Source organism: Leifsonia sp. 563 (assembly GCF_040545055.1).
Lineage (GTDB): Bacteria > Actinomycetota > Actinomycetes > Actinomycetales > Microbacteriaceae > Leifsonia.
In genome coordinates this window covers 169,624-186,365 of the sequence record NZ_JBEPLE010000006.1, presented here as the reverse complement: position 1 = coordinate 186,365, position 16,742 = coordinate 169,624, and the positions used below count along the sequence as shown (strand labels likewise).

The window sequence follows — 16,742 nt, the reverse complement described above, 5'->3', positions numbered from 1 at the left end:
TGGGCGGCGCGGCCGCCGCGTAGGGTCGAAGCATCCACGCGGCGGCCTAGGTCTCAGTCCCCGGCTGCCGCGTCATCTCCCTTCGTCTGCGCGGTGCCGTGGAGGTCGATGAGGCGGTCGTAGCCCCACTTGATGAGCTCCTCGATGGAGGCGCCGTTGTCGGGAACATGGGGGGTGCTAGAGGTGGGCATGTGAGCCTCTCGGTCAAGGGCGGGCTCCCGCCGGTTGCGGGTGCCCCTTGACCGGGTAGATGCGGCGGAAATGCATGTGTGCTCATGACGTCCTTCTGCTGGTTCGGCGACCGAGGTCCGGTCAATCTCTTCTACGGATGACGAGGCCGCCGAGTCCAACGCTTCGGTGGATCCGCGCCCAATAGGTTCTACGGCGCAGCGGCAGCGAAAAAAAGCAAAGTTGAAGCGGTCGGGGATGGTGCTCATACGTTTCCTCCACGGTCCTGGTGGAGCATCCACCGGATGCGGGTGCCCTCACCTCTGGATGGGCCGAGCCGCGCAGTCGCACAGATTTGGCCCTCACTACCTAGAGGTGCCGAGCGCGCAGTGAGCTTCGGTCGCGGTTGCCCTTCGCTCTTAGGAAGTGCGCCAACTGGAGGCTTTGTGACACGGATGCAGCGAATTTCTTCTGATCGCCTGCGACGTGATCGCGTGACCGACCGGAAGCGCAGCGTCACGGCAATACGCTGGCCCCATGACCACGACGCCCCGCGAGCTCGAAGCCGAGCTCGACACCTCCGCGAAGAGCATCCGAGCGCTCCTGCGCGAGGAGTACCCGGAGCACGAGCACGGCGCACGGTGGGAGCTGGATGACGACCAGGCGACCGTGGTGCAGGCGCGGTTCTCGGATTGACGATGGCGACGCTCTTCCTGATGGTCGGACTGCCGGGCAGCGGCAAGACGACACGAGCACGAGAGCTCGAACGCGAGCATGCTGCGATCCGGATGAGCCCGGACGAGTGGATGAAACCGCTCTTCGGGGTCAGCGACATGGATGGCCGTCGGGACGTACTTGAAGGGCGGCTCATTTGGACTGCGAGTCAGGTACTGCGACTCGGCAACAACGCGATCCTCGACTTCGGCCTCTGGGGCCGTGACGAGCGCGCAGGGCTGCACTGGTTGGCCGGTTCCCTCGGCGCTACCGTTCAGACGGTCTTCGTCCCGGTCGACCCGGGAACTCAGCTCGAGCGTGTGCAGCAGCGCTTCGTCGACGACCCGAGTGGCACATGGGAGATGGATGCAGCAACGCTCGATCGATGGCGAGCGGTATTCCAAAAGCCGGGGCCCGAGGAGCTTGATGGGAGCTGGCGCCCTGAACCGCCAGCGGGGTACGCCTCCTGGCTCGACTGGCTCAGCGATCGCTGGTCGACCTCGCTAATCTGACACCGAGCCCCCGATAGAACGAAGCGGAGCTGTGACAACCGAACCTTCATGGCGTGTGACCGTGCCCCCGGGCGCCGCGATGTTCTTGCACGACCGCTTCGGCGCACCGGGTCTCCTCCTTGCAGGCGCCGGCTTCTGGGCAACGCTGCACGCGGCACCGGGCCGGCTCTGGCTGGTCCGCGGCAAGGACGTCATCGAGATCCCTGAGATCGAGGACGTTGGAACCGGCCCATCGGACAACGGCCGCGGTACCTGGACGCAGGCTGTCATCGTGACCAGCCACGGTGAGAGTCTCCCGCTCATGCCGTACGAGAAGCACGGGCTGCTTCCGCACACCGTTCAAGACCCGACCGCGATCGCCTCCGAGATCCGGTCAGTCGTGTTCGGTGCTTAGTCGCCGCTCCACGCAGAGCGGCCGGCCGACACCTGGTTTCCTCTCCGCTTACGGCCGGCGCGCTACTCGTTTGACCAGTTGAGCGCTCCGGGGGCGGAGCATCGGCTGAAGGCCGAGCTCAATATGGGGCGGCGCAGGCGCGGCCGCCGATCGGTGCTTGGGGTTCACCGCCGCGGCCTCGGTCCTGGCTCAGTCGACCTTCTCGATGAAGACCTCGACGCTCACGCCGTCATTCGGATCCGTCCCGGCCAGGCGGATCAGGTCCGAGCGACGCGGAGTCTGGAAGTCGTGGACAGCCTCGTCCTCGATCTCGACGAACAGCTCGAACCGGCGCCCACGGGAGTGCTCGTTCGCCCACGCCATCGCTGCGTCGACATCGTCCGCCTCGGTCAACGCGAACGCCTCGAGCTGCCAGCCGGTGTCCGGTCCGGGACGTTCCCAGAAGTTCACTCGATAGGTCGGGCGGCCGACGATTCGTCGCGGTTCGGCGTGAACTGTCTCGTGTGCTCGCACCGCGCGAGCTTATCCACCACCAGTCGTGGCACCGCCGGCCCTTCTGCAAAGATGAGGCTGACCGGGGACGATCGGGGGAATCGGATGACGGTATCGGAGCGCGGCCTCGCCGTCGCGCGGGCGACGACGCGGTTCCGCCGGCGCACCATCGCGGCGAACATCCTCGTCGCGGTCGCCGCGCTCGTGCTGCTGCTCATGGCGGCCGTCGACTGGTACCTCCTCATCCAGCTGAACCCGGTGACAAGGTTCTTCATTTTCGGCACGCTCCTCGTAGTCGGCTGGCTCCCCGTCGCGCTCGTGATCACAGCGGTGTGCCTGCGGCCGTACTGGTTGACCTTCATCTCGCTCGGCGTCGTCGGCGCCTGGATGATCGCGACGCTCGTCGTCGTCTGGGCGGTCCCGGATGCGCCCCACCCGTATCCGGAGATCTCGTGGCCGCACCGCGGATCATCCTGACGAGCGAGGCAGCTCCTCCGCTGGTGTGACGCTCTCACCGCTGCGGATGGCCAGAGTAAGACAGTGCGGTGGAGAACGGTTCTGGGGTGGGTGCCCGCCACGCTCTGCATCGTGCTCGTCGCCGCGGGCATCTGGCTTGACGCCGCCAGGACCGGAATCCCGGGTGTGCTCCTCGTTGGAACGCTCGACAGCGGGCAGCTCTCCGTGCTGCTCGTCGCCATCGGTGCCGCCTGCGGAGTCGTCGCCGCCATCCAGGCGGCGGTCCTGGCTGGCCGGCTCCGGCGGCCGTTCCTCCGGGTGCTCGTGCGGGCGGTCTCCGGGCTCTTGCTTCTGGCAGCTCTTCCGGTGGGCTACCTGCTGATGCTCTTAGCCGCGTTCTCCAGCGTGCATGCGTACGAACCCATCGCCGCCCCTGGGCACAACGTCGTCGTCCGATCCTTCACCTGGCATCACCGCAGCCTCGACTTGCTCGAGCAGGACGGGCTGCTGTTCCACGAGGTCGCGATCTGCGGCGAGGGAATTCCGGTAGATGGCTACGACGCCTTCGCTGCCGGGCAGTACGACCTGGTTTCTCGCGGCGACCGCGACGTGATCCGGTTCGCAGAGCGGCCGGGCGGCCCATTTACAGGCGAGGCGATCCTCGGATCGCGGCCAGGGGATGACGTGACCGCGAGCTGCAGCTCGCGATGAGAAAAACGAAACCCCCACCGCCGGGAGGCGACAGGGGTTCGTTAAGCGGGCGAGCTACTGCTTCTTCAGCTTGATCGTCGTTGTGGTGCCCAGGGCGCTGGCGGAGTAGCTGATGGAGTCGTCCTGGAAGGTGAACTCCTTGGTGGCGTCGCTCGAGGCGAGCATGGCCGACTCGGTCGCTGCGACGTCGCGGGTAGAGGTCCACTTGTACGGCGTCGAGGCATCCGTCGGTGCCGCGAAGCTTCCGACCCAGTAGATCGACTTGGTGTCGCCGTTGTCGGTCACCCAGTTGATGGTGATGACGTTGCCGGTGATCTCGGCTTCCTGGTAGCTGTCGGCGGCTGCCGAGTTGGTCTGCTTCCAGGTGCCCGTCAGGTCGGCCGGCTTGTCGACCTCCTTGGTCGGCTCCGTGGAGTTGCTGGAGCCCGATGACGAAGATGCTGACGACGATGCCGTGTCCGAACCGGTGCTGCATCCGGTGAGGGCGAGGGCTGCGGTGATGGTTGCTGCGATTGCGATTGGTGTGAGCTTGTTCATGATCACCTTCATCGTGTCATTTCGACGCGGGAGACTCAGGACCCCAATCGGGGGCAGAGAGTGACGAGACGGGCCGGAACGCTGACGCAGTCGGTCCGACGCCGACAAGGACGGAAGGCCGTCGACCGCGTGCGCGCGAACCGACGACACGCGCGGTACGGAAAATCGCAGGATTTTTCTTGCACGTATACGAGGTAGAACGCGACTTAGGCTGCGAGGGGCGAAAGGGAGAACTTTTCAGCGCGGTAGATTCCCTGATCATGAGCGATATCGAACACCAAGGCGCGGGCGCCGAAGCCAAACCACGGTGTCGAGAACTGCACGGTTGGCTGCACAGGGCATACCTGTCTCGTTGGAAGCGATTAGCTATCCAGGAACCAGGTCGCCTGGTCGTGTTTCCGGCCTTCTGGCGTCTGCGCACCGGGTGGTGCGTGTCCTTTCTCGAGGCGGTTCTTCCCGTCTCTGCGCTTTCGTTTCGCGCTGTTCATTTGTATGACGTGGGCGTTATCACAAAGGATCGCTACTGACGCAAACTGTCTAACCCACGAAGCAGGCTATTTCGCGACCCCACGTTGACCCCACGACGCGTCCATTTGGGGCGCTATGACGCTCACAAAACGACGAAACCCCCGGGTCTCCGGGGGTTTCTCTCTGTGGGCGATACTGGGATCGAACCAGTGACCTCTTCCGTGTCAGGGAAGCGCGCTACCGCTGCGCCAATCGCCCGAGCCTGAACGCGAAGCTCAGGATCGAGGTGGATACGGGATTCGAACCCGTGTATACGGCTTTGCAGGCCGCTGCCTCGCCTCTCGGCCAATCCACCGAACGCCACAACACGGAAAAACCCGTACCGTACCTGAGAGGCCCGATCCGTAGACCGGGCCGACTCGAGCGGATGACGAGACTCGAACTCGCGACCCTCACCTTGGCAAGGTGATGCGCTACCAACTGCGCTACATCCGCATTTCGCCCCGCAGTTCCCTGCGGCACTTGAAAGACTCTAGCCGATCCGGAGGCGCAAGACAAAACCGGTTACGCCCGCCGGGTGTGTCGCCTGCGGCCGCGTTCGGGCGCCCCGTGTCGATGTGCATCGGGGCCCTGGAGTCGGCTAGTATCGAATCTCGCAGCACACGGGCGATTGGCGCAGTTGGTAGCGCGCTTCCTTCACACGGAAGAGGTCATCAGTTCGAGTCTGGTATCGCCCACCAGAGAAAACCCCCGGTCCGCCGGGGGTTTTTCGTTCCTTGTTCTGGGCCGAACCCGTAGAGCACGCGCGGCTGCCGAAACCGTGAAGTCAGGATCCCGTCTCCCTCGTCGGTGAGCCATCATCTCGGACCGTCGCATCATCGGCACCCTCCGGCGCTGCCGACACTTCTGTCGTCGGGTGTCGGAGCACCCACACGAGTGAGATCCAAGCGATCGCAGCGGCCAAGACGAAGAACACCCCGATGAGTAACCACCACCAGTCGCCTCGGCGCAACGCGAGGAGCGGTTCGATGCAGGCAAGGGCGGTGTAGAAGATCGCCATCCACCACGAGCCCGGGCGCGAGGAGGTAAGGATCCACCACGGCTTCTTCGACGGCGCACCGGTCACGAATCGGACTCTATGCCTGGAGGGGATGAACGTCGACGGTGTCGGCGCCCGCCCCGCAGGTACTGAGTCACCCGGATGATGCCAGCGGTGGTGTGAGCAGCACCGCGACGACCGCGAGCATTGCCACCGTGACAATCACTCCGGTGAGAACCACCAGCCACACCCTTTGTCCGGCTGTGCGGGCTGCGAACCCGGAAGCAATAGCTGCTCCGGCGAGCACTACGAGCGACATGAGTCCCCAGATCTGCGCCTTCACAATCGTCTCGCCGCCGTTGGCCTCGGCGATGCTGCTCCGGTAGGGGCCGGGCCAGCCGTAGTGGAGCGCATGCTGCCACTCCCCGTACGCGGACGCGGCCGGGACGACGAGGACGACGGCTGCAGCTCCGAAGATGAACGCGGCCGCGCGGGCACGGTTGAGTTCCGCCTTCGATCGACGTGAGGGCACGTTACTCATCGTCCAGACGCTATCGCTCGTCCCCGCGCCGGGCCATTCGTGTCTCCGCCCGCTACCCCGGTACTTTGTTCGAGGGGGGACATCGATGAGTGGATTGCGTGGCCGCCTCGGCGGGGCCTCTGTGCTTGCGGCGTCGCTCGCGTGTGCCCTCTCCGGATGCCAGATCGGCGACTACACCGCCGTTCCGCGCGACTGCGAAACCATCGCCGAGCCCTTCGCCCGCTGGCTCTCCGACCAGCCGCTCGTGACCTCCGCGACCGTCGTCTCATCGGAGGCGGTCCTTGACACGGACAGCTGCGACCTGACTTTGCGTGCCGTCGTCCCCGACAGCGCCACGAAAGCCCAATTCCTGCCGCTCGGCCGAGCGATCCAGCGCCACCTTCCGGCCCACGCCTCGACGACGGTCGAGATCGCCCACGGCGAGTCCACCGAATTCGTCGACTTCCGGACGGATCTGGACGACATCAGCTGGTGAAGCGGAGCGGTGGACGCGTGCAAACTTCTTCAGCAGGATGAGTCTCTATGGAGAGTCTGCCCGAGGTCGCCGCGATCGTCGGCTGCGCCTGGATCTGTCTGATCGCGACCGCGCTGATCGTCTTCCGCGTCCGGATTGTCACGCTCCTCGAGCGTGCCGTGCCGCCGGACAATCGCACCGAGGCACAGCGCCGGGAGGCGAGCATCGGAGTGGTCCTCGTCGCCGTGTTCGCCTACGTGCTGGCCGCAACGGTGGCCGCGATGTCGCTCCTTCCGGCCGGCGACAAGGCGTGGCCACTCGCCATCGGACTGCCCGTCGCTGCACTCGTCAGCGTGCTGTACTGGCTTCGGTTCGCGAACGCCGGACTCTCCCTCACTGCGTGGCTGCGGCGGTGATCGCAGCGGCCAGACGGCGGAACGAGGCGACTACAGGTCGGCGGGAACCGCTGGGTTGAGGCGGTTCAGTGCCTGGAGCATCGGCGTGAAGTCCTGGCGCTGTGCGGAGACCACGACGGGTGGGTAGCCGCTCCCGCGTAGCACGCACGTGGACGGTGCACCGAAGAACCGGCCGGCGCGCTCGATCGCATCCACCGGGATGCTGCCGCGCCGAAGCGGCGCTCGCCAGTTGAGGTTACGGCCGACGAGTTCGACCCGGTACGCGACTCGGAAAAGCCACCAGTACATGCTCCAGCCGAGCGCAAGGATCCACAACGCGCCAAACCACACCGGTGGCCCGGGCTGCCCGCTGATGGTGCGAACCGCGAGGAAGATCCCGGCGATCACCAACACGGTCATCACGAACAGCACAAAGGCAATCTGTAGGACCGGCTGGGACCAGGTCACGTCAGCGCTCTGGTGATCGGTATCGCGCGATGTCATGCTGCCTTCCCGTCAGAAATCTGCTCCCGCAGGCTACCAGCGCCCTTGCCTCACACCCGGCTAAGCAGCGGACCCAGCCGCACCGCCGTGTCGGCGACCAGCGACACCAGCCCGTCGCGGTCCGCCAGGCGCGCGGCCGGGAGCGCCAGCGCGAGACCGGCCACCAGGCGCTGGTCGTCGCCGCGGACCGGTACGGCGAGGCAGCCGAAACCGGGGACGAGCTCGCCCTCCTGCGTCGTGAACCGGGTGGGTGACGGCACGGCCCGCGCGGCCTGCTCCGCCAGGAGGAGCCGGCCGAGGGCGGAGACGCTGAGGTCCGACTGGATGCGCTTGGGGTCCGAGAGCGGGAAGTCCGGGTCCACGTCGACCGGCACCACTCGGTCGGCTCGGTAGACGGCCAGGTGGACGCCACCGCGGATGCGCCCCCGCAGGTCGGCGACCGCTTCCCGAGCGGTGGCGGCCGCATCCTGTGCCTGAGCGACATCGGCCAGCTCCGCGACCTTGCGGCCCAGGGCGAAGCCGCGGAGGTCGGGCATGCGCACGAGGTACTCGTCCTGCACCAGCAGATTCAGGATGCGGTACGCCGTCGCCCGCGGCAGGCCCAGGCGCGCGGACAGCTGCTGCGCGGTGATCCCGGGGCCCGCGTGCGCGACCTCCTCCAGCACCGCGAACGCGCTGTGCACCGCGCCCGGCTGTCGTCCGCTCAGCTCCGGGATGGCGTTCATGGCGCCCCGCCGAGCACGTCCCCCATCGTCGGCTCGTCGTACAGGCCGATGCGGCGCAGGGCATCCGGCCTCCTGCGTCGGCACACCGCCCACAGCGCGAACGCGACGGCCGCCACCCCGGCCAGCAGCAGGACGGCGAGGGCGCGGTCGCCCGTGACCTCGAGCCAGAGGTCGAGCGCGAGCGCTGCCACGAGACCCGCGGCCGCGACCGCAGCGGCCACGGCCGGACCGACCGTCAACTCGCCGATCCGGCGCAGGAAGAACGGCGTCGCGACGCAGACGAGCGCGTACGCGGTCATGTACCCGGCCGCCGCGCAGACGACCACGACGCCCATGGCCTGCCACGCCCCCATTCCGGCCAGCACGAGGACAGCGGGTACGGCGACCTCGACCGCGACGCCCACCGCCAGCGCGACGTGCGGGGTCCGGAAGCGGCGATGCGTGCGCCCGAGGGCGCGCGGCGCGATCCCCTCCCGACCGAGGGAGAACAGGACGCGGGCGAGAGCCGTCGTCGAGGCAAGGGCGCAGGCCAGGAAGGAGCAGGCGAGCGCCGCATCCAGCAGCAGGCCGATCCACTCGACCCCCGCGCGCGCCGCCAGGTCGTTCACCGGGCTGTCGCTGGCCACCAGGTCGCCGCCGAGCGCCTCGAAACCCGCCAGCTGCGTGTATGCGGAGAGCAGGTACAGCAGTCCCGCCGCGATCACGGTCCAGCGGATGGTGCGCGGGATGGTCGCGAACGGCCGCCGCGACTCCACGCCGAGCGTCGCAGCGCTCTCGAAGCCGACGAAGGCGGTGACGGCGACGGTCGTGCCGGCAGCGAGTTCCGGGATGCCGACCGAGCGGGGCAGCGCGACCGCCGCGAACGACGAGCCGGGCACGCGGACGAGCAGCACCACGATCAGCACGAGGATGCCCACGATCGACAGCAGCTCGATGACGAGCGTGACCCGGGTCGACAGCCGGATGCCGCGCCACAGCACGAGCAGGCAGACGGCACCGAACCCGGCCAGCAGCAGGAGCACCAGCCCGCGCGAGCCGGTCACACCCGGGACGGCATGAGCGAGCAGCATCAGCCCGTAGTAGGCGGCGCCCAGCAGGGCGAACATCGCGACGAATCCGTAGCCGACGATCATGGCGGCACTGGTCGCGAACCCGGCCCGAACCCCCAGGCCGCGCGCGGCGAACGTGTAGAGGGAGCCGGTGGCGGCCATCCGCCGGGTGAACTGGTTGACGGCGTACGCGACGAGCGCCATCAGCACGCCCGCGAGAAGGAACGCGAGCAGCGTGCCCGATCCGGCACGCGCCGCGACGAGCACAGGGCAGGTGGCCGCGGCAGCGGAGGGGGCGACGGCGCCGACCGACTGGGCCAGCACATCCACGAAACCGAGGCTGCGGCGGTCGAGGCCGGCCATCGGCGAGCGCGCAGCCAGGCCGTCGACCGGTGTCGGGTCGGCGATCGCTCGGCTCAGGGCCGTCACGGGGGGCTGTGCTGTCACGGTGTGCTCCTCGCCCGCGAGGCTACGGCGGGCGTGTTGCGTCCGCGTTTCGTCGGCGTCACGGGCACGTGACCCCCGAATGCGACACGGTCTGTCCCATTCGGCGAGCGCCGACTCTTCACAGCGGCGGAACGACCGCGCAACACCGTCTCGCGAGACTGGCGGCACCCACCCTCTCATTCCCCCTGGAGGAACCCATGACGGCTGCACAGGAGCCCCAGGCTCTGCTCGGCGATCCGATCGCCATCCGTGGTCCCGGCGCCGCGCGCCAGCTCTCCGGCCGGCTCGGCGTCGGCTCGATCGTGTTCATGGTGGTCGCCGCTGCGGCGCCGCTCACCGTGATCGGCGGCGGCTTCCCGGTCGCCGTGCTGCTGGGCAACGGCGCCGGCGTGCCGAGCATGTTCGCGATCGGCGCCGTCATCCTGCTGTTCTTCGCCGTCGGGCTCAGCGCGATGAGCCGGTTCATCCCCCGACCCGGCGCGTTCTTCACCTATGTCGGCTACGGGATGGGGCGCCCGCTCGGCCTCGCCGCCGCCTATCTGGCGCTCCTCACCTACACGACCGTCCAGGTGGCGGTGTACGGCTACCTCGGCGCGACGCTGGAGTCGTCGGTCGTCGCGCTGCACGGCCCGGACATCCCCTGGTACGTCTACTCGCTCGCGATGATCGCGCTGGTCGGAGTCCTCGGCTACCGGCACATCGAGCTGAGCTCGCGTGTACTCGGCATCCTGCTCATCGCGGAGGTCGGGATCGTCATCGTGCTGAGCTTCGTGATCATCGGGACGGGCGGTGCGGAGGGCCTGTCACTCGCGCCGTTCGAGCCGAGCACCGTGCTGTCGGGCTCCCCCGGCATCGGGCTGATGTTCGCGCTCGCCGGATTCATCGGGTTCGAGTCGACGGCGATCTTCCGTGACGAGGCCAAGGAGCCGGAGAAGACCATCCCTCGGGCGACCTACATCGCAGTGATCGCCATCGGCGTCTTCTACACGTTCGCGTCCTGGGCGCTGGTGATGGGATGGGGACCCGCGAAGATCGTGGATGTGGTCGCGGCCGACACCGGCGGCTTCATCGTGAACACCGCCATCCACTACCTCGGATCCGTCGGCGGGGTCATCGTCAACGTCCTCCTGATCACGAGCCTGTTCGCCTGCGTGCTCTCCTTCCACAACGTGGTCACGCGGTACCAGCACTCGATGTCGAACGCGTCGGTCTTCCCAGCGGCGATCGGGCGCGTCCACGGCCAGCACTCGTCGCCGTACGTGTCGTCGCTGGTGCAGACCGCGACCGCGGCGGTTCTGATCGTGGCGTTCGCGCTGTTCCGCCTCGACCCCGTGCTGCAGGTGTTCACCTGGTTCAGTGGCATCGCGACCCTCGCGATCGTCGTGCTCATGGCACTGACCTGCCTGGCCGTCATCGTCTACTTCGCCCGGAAGAAGACCGGTGCCGGTCTCTGGCGCACGGTGATCGCTCCCGTCATCGGCCTGCTCGGCCTGATCGGGGTGACACTCATCATCGTCGACAACTTCCCCCTGCTCATCGGCGATGTGGATGCGAAGGGAACCCCGGTGGTCGGCCCACTCTCGATCGCCTTCTTCGCCGCCATGCTCGCCGTCCCCGTGATCGGCGTGGTGCAGGCACTCATCCTGCGCCGGAGCAAGCGCGCCGCCTACGAGAACATCATCGACACCATCAGCGCCTAGGAGACCTGACATGACGACCGAACTGCCCCTGACCCTCCCCGACGACGACACCACTACCCCCGGTCCGCTCTCGAGCCTGACGGCGGCCGAGATCGAGGCCGTGGCGCGCATCCTCCGTTCGGCCGGCGCCGTCACAGACACGACCCGCTTCGTCTACGTCGGCTTGCTGGAGCCCGACAAGGCGGATGTGCTGGCCGCGCTGGCGGGCGACGCACCGACGCCGGACCGCGAGGCGCGCATCCTGCTGCTCGACGTCGCCACCGGCGAGAGCGTCGACGCCGCCGTCTCCCTCGCCCGCGACGAGGTCATCGCGGTCGTGCCGATCGACGGCTCGCGCGGCCAGGTGCCCATCCTCGAGGAGGAGTTCGAGGCGATCGGCGGCATCCTCGCCGCGGACGCCGGCTGGCTGGCAGCGCTTGAGAAGCGCGGGCTGGTGAGCGAGCAGGTCGTCTACGCTCCGCTCTCCCCCGGCTCGTACGACATCCCCGGCGAGGAGGGCCGACGGATCATCCGCGTCTTCGCCTTCCGGATGGACCACGCCGAGGACCACCCCTGGGCGCACCCGGTGGACGGGCTGTGCGCGTACGTCGACGTCATCGCCCGCGAGGTCACCCAGGTGGTCGACGCGTTCGAGCTCCCCGTCCCCGAGGAGCCGGGCAACTTCCACCTGGAGTCGGAGCGCCCCGCCCCGCTCGACACGCTCAAGCCGATCTCGATCACCCAGCCGGAGGGACCGAGCTTCGCGGTGGACGGAGACACGGTCACCTGGGCCAACTGGTCGTTCTCCCTCGGGTTCGACGCCCGGGAGGGACTCATCCTGCGGAACCTCGGTTTCGCCGACCCCGACCAGGGCGGCGAGGTGCGTCCGGTGGTCTACCGCGCATCCATCGCCGAGATGGTCGTGCCCTACGCGGACCCCTCGCCGACGCGGTACTGGCAGAACTACTTCGATACCGGCGAATACCTGTTCGGCCGGTTCGCGAACTCGCTGACGCTCGGCTGCGACTGCCTCGGCGAGATCCGCTACTTCGACGCGGTGCTGTCCGACGAGTTCGGCCGGCCGAAGACGATCGAGAACGCGATCTGCATGCACGAAGAGGACTACGGGACGCTGTGGAAGCACACGGACCTGTTCACCTCGGCGAACGAGGTGCGACGGTCGCGCCGGCTCGTGATCTCGTTCTTCACGACGGTCGGCAACTACGACTACGGCTTCTACTGGTACCTGTACCTCGACGGCACGATCGAGTGCGAGGCCAAGCTGACCGGCATCCTCTTCACGTCGTCCTACGTCGAGGGCTCGGCCACCGCGAGCGAGGTGGCGCCCGGGCTCGGTGCGCCGTACCACCAGCACCTGTTCTCGGCACGGCTCGACATGATGGTGGACGGGCTGGCGAACGCCGTGGAAGAGGTGGATGCGGTGCGTCTGCCGGTCAGCGAGAGCAACCCGTACGGCAACGCCTTCACGAAGCGCGCCACGCGCATCCTGAGCGAGGCCGACGGCGCTCGGGAGGCGAACGCGTCCGTCGGCCGCACCTGGCACATCGTCAACACGGAGAAATCCAACCGGCTCGGCCGGCCTACCGGGTACGTGCTCCACGCGGAGCAGAACCCGACGCTGATGGCCGACCCCTCCGCCACCGTCACCGCCCGGGCCGCGTTCACGACGAAGCAGCTGTGGGTGACGCAGTACGCCAGCGACGAGCGCTACCCCGCCGGCGAGTTCGTCAACCAGAACCCGGGAGGCGACGGCCTGCCCGCCTACATGGCGGCGGACCGGCCGCTCGACGGCGAGGACATCGTCCTCTGGCACACCTTCGGGCCGACCCACTTCCCGCGCCCGGAGGATTGGCCGGTCATGCCGGTCGACTACGCCAAGTTCACGCTCAAGCCGTACGGCTTCTTCGGCCGGAACCCCGCCCTCAACGTGCCGGCGGAGGCGCCCGCGCACTGCGCGCCGGGGCACCACGGGCACGGGGAGGCGCACGGCGGGCACGACGGGCACGGCGACCACGCGCACGGCGACCACGCGCACCACGGATGATCGAGGCTCTGCACCTCGGCAGCATGCTCCCGGCCACGCTGGGGGCATGCTGCGTCGCGGGGAGCGCCGACCGCCGCTCCCCGCTCGCGTGGTTCGGGATGCTCGCCATGCTCGCGGCGATGGCGGACACGATGCTGCTGCCGCATCCTCTCGTCGCCCCCGTGGTGTGGGCGGCGCTGCTGGTGGCGACAGGGGTCGCGACCGCAGTGGCGCTTCGGTTGCGGCCGGCGGGCCGGGGTGGCGCGGGGGACGCGCAGGCGGCGCATCCCGCGTATCCGGCTCACCCCGCCCGGGCGATGGCGCTGCACCGCGCGCTGCAGGCGATCCTGATGGGCGGGCTGATCGTCGCGGCGGGGGCGCACCATGGCGCGGCGGGCGGCGGACACTCCGCGCACGGGGTGAACGTCATCGCTGCACTGGGAGTCGCCGCACTCGCCTTCGCGGTGGCGTCCGGGCTCCTGGCGTTCCGGCGGCGGCTCCCGCCGCTCCCGCGCGCCGAGGCGGCACTCGGGGCGGCCTCCGTCGCGCTGATGTCGCTGCCACTGCTCGCGTAGCGCCGCCCGCGCCACATTCGTGCCGAATGTGCGGAAAGGCGCCGCCAAAACGCACATTCGGCACGAATGTCGGCGCGCTCAGCTCCGCAGCGTCGGCCAGCGGCCGTCGTCGTCGAACGGTTCGAGCTCGACGAGCAGCGTGCCGTCCTGGGCCAGACACGACGGCAGGTGCTTCACGTCGTCGTCCGCGGTCTGCTCCTCCGTCTCGCCGGTACGACGGTCGTACCAGCCGTGCAGGTGGTCCCAGGTGGCGAACAGGACGAGACGGTGGTCCGCCTCGTTGTCGACCCATGCGCGGGTGATCGTCGGGATGCCGGTCTCCCGCGCGATGCGGCGAGTGCTTTTGGCACTCAACGTCTGGATGGTCATCGCTGTCAGTGGGAAGCGTCCTATCGGGTCCCCGCTCAGCCCGCCTGCGTAGGCGGTGTCTCCTGTCGCAGCGAACTGCGCCCGATCGTGAACCAGAGGATCGCTCCGAGGAGCGGCGCCAGCGTCACCAAGATGAGCCACCCGACGGTCGGACCGGCGGCGGCGCGCATCGCGGCGATCTGGATCACAGCGATCAGCCACAGGACGAACGGGATGACGAACATCCCGAACAGGATCAACACATGCCATCCGGCGAGCCCACTGAACACGAATCCCCCGTTCGTTCGGTGACACGACACTACCGGACGACCGATTCTCGCAAACGCCCTCCCGCGACCCTGTGGAAAGCCGGGCGTTATCCACTACGCTGATCGCATCGACGATCGGGGGATATCGTGCCGACGCTTATCGAGGAGTACGACCGGGACCGCGCCATCCACCTGCGAGCCCGCTGGCTGATGGTGGGCGTCGTGGTGGCGATCGTCGGGGTGTTCCTCACCGGACCTCTCGGTGTGCTCCGTCTGGTCGACGGCGACGGCCTCGGCTGGCTGCTCGTCGCCGCCGCGGTCGTGCTCGCCGGGGCGGCCGTCCTGCTGTTCCGCGCCAGCCGCCGTGCCGTTCCCGCTCAGGGCTACCGCATCACCGCGGACGCCTCGCAGCAGCCGGATCCCGAGGGCGCCCCCATCTGGACCCGTAAGGAGATCGGCTGGTCGGCCAACGCCATCCGCCAGTGGAACCCCTGATCGGTCAGTGGAACCCCTGATCGGCGATCTTCACCGCCACCCGTAGCGCGTGGCGAGAGCCCGGCGCACGGTGTCGAACCGCCGCGCGTCCAGCGCGGCCCCCTCACGGCGCATGCCGCCCTGCTGCACCCGGAACACCCGGTCGAGCCGGACGAAGCTGGGGCGGTGGCGTCCGTCCCACTCCCCCGATCCGATCGGCAGGTACTCCGGCCGGCCGGGATGCTCCTGACTGGTCAGCGCCACCGCGAGCACCGAACCGGACGGCTCGGCGGCGACCACGAGCACCGGACGGTCCTTGCCGCGGCCGTCCGCCTCCTCGTACGGCACCCACGTCCACACGATCTCGCCGGGGTCCGCGTCGCCGTCGAGGCTGGGGTTGTACGACGTCCGGATGCGGCCCAGCCGAGACGGATCGACCTGGACGGTCTCAGCCGGCCGGCTCGGAGTCCGATCCGCTCGCGACGGACGGAACAGTGCGCCCAGGGCCGACAGGACGCTTCTCACGGATGCCACGATCGGCACCATAGCGGACCCGCGTGAGCCCGACGGTGAACCGCAGCGCGAGGGCGAGCAGCAGGGAGACGGTCGTCGCGTACAGCAGCACGGACATCCCGGCGATCCCCTGCGCGATGAACAGGTCGAAGTTCCCGCTGTCGACCATCCCGCTCCCGATCGCGAACAGGCCGGGGAAGAGGAGTCCCACCAGGCTGCCGACGATCGTCACGACGGACAGCGTCAGGGCCGGCCCGAAGCGGGCGCGGGCCGCGAGGTCGACCATCGTGGCGCAGGCCAGAGCGGACAGCGCGCCGACGAGCATCGCCCAGCCGAGTGTGAGCACACCGGAGGCGGCGGTGGCTCCGACCAGACCGGCCAGTGCCCCGCAGGCGGCGCTCGTCAGGGTCGGCCGGCGCAGCACCACCGCATCCACCAGCATCCACATCAGGACGCCCGTCGCGGAGGCGAGGAAGCCGCCGAACGCCATCAACGGCGCGTACGCGTCGAGGGCGCCCTCCGAACCGACGATCAGCCCCAGCCAGCCCACCCACACCAGGGATACGCCGATCGCGACCAGCGACGGCCGGCTGGCATGCGTCGGCAGGTGCTCGCCACGACCGCAGGCGAGCAGGATGCCGACAGCACTCCCACCCGCAGCGAGCACCGCGAGAGACCCACCGAAGTCGACGACTTTCAGCCCGGCGACCGCCCAGCCGTCGTCGAGGGCGAAGACGCCGTACGCCACCGGCACGATCACCACCGGGAACCAGAGCACCGTGAACACGATCCACGCCCGCAAGGTCAGCCGCGAGGCGACGGCTACCCCGACGATCGCCGTGCAGAGCACCAGAAGGGCCATCAGGTATCCGGCGCGGGCGAGTGGATAGGGCGACGCGTCGGCCGCGCCGGGGCCGGCCATCGACGCCAGCCCGACGTCCGGACGGCCGACCAGGTGCGGGATCAGCGGGTCGCCGACGATCATGCCGTACCCGCCCAGAACGGCGAGCAGCACGACGACGGCCGCGCCGACCAGCACGAACCGCAGCGCCCGGGCGGCCCGGGCGCGGCCGGCCATGCCGCCGGCGAAGAACGCCAGCCCGAACGCGGCCAGCAGCACCAGCGCGCCGCAGAAGAACAGCAGCAGCGCATCCACCTGGTCCGGCGTGGCGTGTGCCATGGGCTCCCTCGGTCGAAATGCCTGCACTCACCCTAGCGACGACAGAACGGGGCG

General features: G+C 68.7%; 24 protein-coding genes and 4 tRNA genes. 13 read left to right on the top strand and 15 right to left on the bottom strand.

Annotation, left to right across the window (positions count from 1 at the left end):
- Positions 1–53 precede the first annotated feature (53 nt).
- Positions 54–191, bottom strand: coding sequence for a hypothetical protein (locus tag ABIC47_RS16370; RefSeq protein ID WP_020077449.1), 138 nt, complete (start codon positions 189–191; stop codon positions 54–56).
- Between the two features lie 514 nt (positions 192–705).
- Here ABIC47_RS16370 and ABIC47_RS16365 point away from each other — a divergent pair.
- Genes ABIC47_RS16365 through ABIC47_RS16355 form a run of 3 tightly spaced genes read left to right on the top strand, consistent with a single transcriptional unit; the run spans position 706 to position 1,788 of the window.
- On the top strand, positions 706–864 hold the full coding sequence (locus ABIC47_RS16365) for a hypothetical protein (protein ID WP_354482025.1): 159 nt from the start codon (positions 706–708) through the stop codon (positions 862–864).
- A 2-nt stretch (positions 865–866) separates the two neighbouring features.
- Positions 867–1,394: a P-loop nucleotide/nucleoside kinase family protein gene (locus ABIC47_RS16360; RefSeq protein ID WP_354482022.1), complete on the top strand. Its 528-nt coding sequence runs from the start codon at positions 867–869 to the stop codon at positions 1,392–1,394.
- Positions 1,395–1,425: 31 nt separating this feature from the next.
- Positions 1,426–1,788 carry a hypothetical protein gene (locus tag ABIC47_RS16355; RefSeq protein WP_231374437.1) on the top strand — a complete coding sequence of 121 codons (363 nt, stop codon included), beginning with the start codon at positions 1,426–1,428 and terminating at the stop codon, positions 1,786–1,788.
- Positions 1,789–1,977: 189 nt separating this feature from the next.
- Here the strand turns inward: ABIC47_RS16355 and ABIC47_RS16350 are convergent, their stop codons facing one another.
- The gene (locus ABIC47_RS16350) at positions 1,978–2,301 is read right to left on the bottom strand and encodes a hypothetical protein (RefSeq protein WP_231371284.1); all 324 of its coding nucleotides are present in this window, start codon (positions 2,299–2,301) and stop codon (positions 1,978–1,980) included.
- Positions 2,302–2,385: 84 nt separating this feature from the next.
- On the opposite strand from ABIC47_RS16350, the gene ABIC47_RS16345 reads away from it, so the two are divergent.
- Both ABIC47_RS16345 and ABIC47_RS16340 read left to right on the top strand, forming a co-directional pair.
- The gene (locus ABIC47_RS16345) at positions 2,386–2,757 is read left to right on the top strand and encodes a hypothetical protein (RefSeq protein ID WP_354482019.1); all 372 of its coding nucleotides are present in this window, start codon (positions 2,386–2,388) and stop codon (positions 2,755–2,757) included.
- 90 nt (positions 2,758–2,847) lie between these two features.
- Positions 2,848–3,447 carry a hypothetical protein gene (locus tag ABIC47_RS16340; RefSeq protein WP_018191259.1) on the top strand — a complete coding sequence of 200 codons (600 nt, stop codon included), beginning with the start codon at positions 2,848–2,850 and terminating at the stop codon, positions 3,445–3,447.
- A 54-nt stretch (positions 3,448–3,501) separates the two neighbouring features.
- Here the strand turns inward: ABIC47_RS16340 and ABIC47_RS16335 are convergent, their stop codons facing one another.
- On the bottom strand, positions 3,502–3,984 hold the full coding sequence (locus ABIC47_RS16335) for a hypothetical protein (protein WP_354482016.1): 483 nt from the start codon (positions 3,982–3,984) through the stop codon (positions 3,502–3,504).
- A 260-nt stretch (positions 3,985–4,244) separates the two neighbouring features.
- Between ABIC47_RS16335 and ABIC47_RS16330 the strand changes: the two genes are divergently transcribed.
- On the top strand, positions 4,245–4,511 hold the full coding sequence (locus tag ABIC47_RS16330) for a hypothetical protein (RefSeq protein ID WP_354482013.1): 267 nt from the start codon (positions 4,245–4,247) through the stop codon (positions 4,509–4,511).
- A 127-nt stretch (positions 4,512–4,638) separates the two neighbouring features.
- On the opposite strand, the gene ABIC47_RS16325 is transcribed toward ABIC47_RS16330, so the two are convergent.
- From ABIC47_RS16325 to ABIC47_RS16315, 3 genes are all read right to left on the bottom strand, one after another.
- Positions 4,639–4,710, bottom strand: a tRNA-Val gene (locus tag ABIC47_RS16325).
- 26 nt (positions 4,711–4,736) lie between these two features.
- Positions 4,737–4,807 (bottom strand) — tRNA-Cys (locus tag ABIC47_RS16320).
- Between the two features lie 67 nt (positions 4,808–4,874).
- A tRNA-Gly gene (locus ABIC47_RS16315) sits at positions 4,875–4,947 on the bottom strand.
- 169 nt (positions 4,948–5,116) lie between these two features.
- On the opposite strand from ABIC47_RS16315, the gene ABIC47_RS16310 reads away from it, so the two are divergent.
- Positions 5,117–5,192, top strand: a tRNA-Val gene (locus tag ABIC47_RS16310).
- Positions 5,193–5,278: 86 nt separating this feature from the next.
- Here the strand turns inward: ABIC47_RS16310 and ABIC47_RS16305 are convergent.
- Positions 5,279–5,578 carry a hypothetical protein gene (locus tag ABIC47_RS16305; protein WP_354482010.1) on the bottom strand — a complete coding sequence of 100 codons (300 nt, stop codon included), beginning with the start codon at positions 5,576–5,578 and terminating at the stop codon, positions 5,279–5,281.
- A gap of 67 nt (positions 5,579–5,645) precedes the next feature.
- Entirely contained in the window at positions 5,646–6,032 is a 387-nt protein-coding gene (locus tag ABIC47_RS16300; RefSeq protein ID WP_354482008.1) for a hypothetical protein, read from the bottom strand.
- 85 nt (positions 6,033–6,117) lie between these two features.
- Here ABIC47_RS16300 and ABIC47_RS16295 point away from each other — a divergent pair, with 85 nt between their 5' ends.
- A complete protein-coding gene (locus ABIC47_RS16295; RefSeq protein ID WP_354482005.1) occupies positions 6,118–6,507 on the top strand; it encodes a hypothetical protein in 390 nt (129 codons plus the stop codon).
- Between the two features lie 47 nt (positions 6,508–6,554).
- A complete protein-coding gene (locus tag ABIC47_RS16290; protein WP_354482002.1) occupies positions 6,555–6,902 on the top strand; it encodes a hypothetical protein in 348 nt (115 codons plus the stop codon).
- Positions 6,903–6,932: 30 nt separating this feature from the next.
- Here ABIC47_RS16290 and ABIC47_RS16285 read toward each other — a convergent pair whose 3' ends face one another.
- Genes ABIC47_RS16285 through ABIC47_RS16275 form a run of 3 tightly spaced genes read right to left on the bottom strand, consistent with a single transcriptional unit; the run spans position 6,933 to position 9,606 of the window.
- Complete coding sequence (locus ABIC47_RS16285) at positions 6,933–7,385, bottom strand: hypothetical protein (RefSeq protein WP_354481999.1); 453 nt, start codon at positions 7,383–7,385, stop codon at positions 6,933–6,935.
- A gap of 50 nt (positions 7,386–7,435) precedes the next feature.
- Positions 7,436–8,110 (bottom strand): helix-turn-helix domain-containing protein, encoded by a 675-nt coding sequence (locus ABIC47_RS16280; protein WP_354481996.1) that lies wholly within the window; start codon positions 8,108–8,110, stop codon positions 7,436–7,438.
- Positions 8,107–9,606, bottom strand: coding sequence for an APC family permease (locus ABIC47_RS16275; RefSeq protein ID WP_354481994.1), 1,500 nt, complete (start codon positions 9,604–9,606; stop codon positions 8,107–8,109). Before ABIC47_RS16275 ends, ABIC47_RS16280 begins: the two co-directional genes overlap by 4 nt.
- A gap of 197 nt (positions 9,607–9,803) precedes the next feature.
- On the opposite strand from ABIC47_RS16275, the gene ABIC47_RS16270 reads away from it, so the two are divergent.
- From ABIC47_RS16270 to ABIC47_RS16260, 3 genes are read left to right on the top strand one after another with little or no spacing between them, the layout of a single operon-like run.
- The gene (locus ABIC47_RS16270) at positions 9,804–11,306 is read left to right on the top strand and encodes an APC family permease (protein WP_354481991.1); all 1,503 of its coding nucleotides are present in this window, start codon (positions 9,804–9,806) and stop codon (positions 11,304–11,306) included.
- A 10-nt stretch (positions 11,307–11,316) separates the two neighbouring features.
- On the top strand, positions 11,317–13,350 hold the full coding sequence (locus ABIC47_RS16265) for a primary-amine oxidase (RefSeq protein WP_354481988.1): 2,034 nt from the start codon (positions 11,317–11,319) through the stop codon (positions 13,348–13,350).
- Entirely contained in the window at positions 13,347–13,904 is a 558-nt protein-coding gene (locus ABIC47_RS16260; protein WP_354481987.1) for a hypothetical protein, read from the top strand. Before ABIC47_RS16265 ends, ABIC47_RS16260 begins: the two co-directional genes overlap by 4 nt.
- 78 nt (positions 13,905–13,982) lie before the next feature.
- Here ABIC47_RS16260 and ABIC47_RS16255 read toward each other — a convergent pair whose 3' ends face one another.
- Together ABIC47_RS16255 and ABIC47_RS16250 are read right to left on the bottom strand one after the other, a co-directional pair.
- Positions 13,983–14,273, bottom strand: a complete 291-nt coding sequence (locus ABIC47_RS16255) for a hypothetical protein (RefSeq protein WP_354481984.1) — start codon at positions 14,271–14,273, stop codon at positions 13,983–13,985.
- A 35-nt stretch (positions 14,274–14,308) separates the two neighbouring features.
- Positions 14,309–14,542 (bottom strand): PLD nuclease N-terminal domain-containing protein, encoded by a 234-nt coding sequence (locus tag ABIC47_RS16250; protein WP_354481982.1) that lies wholly within the window; start codon positions 14,540–14,542, stop codon positions 14,309–14,311.
- Between the two features lie 126 nt (positions 14,543–14,668).
- On the opposite strand from ABIC47_RS16250, the gene ABIC47_RS16245 reads away from it, so the two are divergent.
- Positions 14,669–15,016 carry a hypothetical protein gene (locus ABIC47_RS16245; protein ID WP_018191269.1) on the top strand — a complete coding sequence of 116 codons (348 nt, stop codon included), beginning with the start codon at positions 14,669–14,671 and terminating at the stop codon, positions 15,014–15,016.
- 30 nt (positions 15,017–15,046) lie between these two features.
- Here ABIC47_RS16245 and ABIC47_RS16240 read toward each other — a convergent pair whose 3' ends face one another.
- Both ABIC47_RS16240 and ABIC47_RS16235 read right to left on the bottom strand, forming a co-directional pair.
- Positions 15,047–15,520, bottom strand: a complete 474-nt coding sequence (locus ABIC47_RS16240; protein ID WP_502910268.1) for a type II toxin-antitoxin system PemK/MazF family toxin — start codon at positions 15,518–15,520, stop codon at positions 15,047–15,049.
- The gene (locus ABIC47_RS16235) at positions 15,444–16,688 is read right to left on the bottom strand and encodes an ammonium transporter (RefSeq protein WP_354481977.1); all 1,245 of its coding nucleotides are present in this window, start codon (positions 16,686–16,688) and stop codon (positions 15,444–15,446) included. The genes ABIC47_RS16240 and ABIC47_RS16235 overlap by 77 nt, the downstream gene beginning before the upstream one ends.
- Positions 16,689–16,742: the final 54 nt, after the last annotated feature.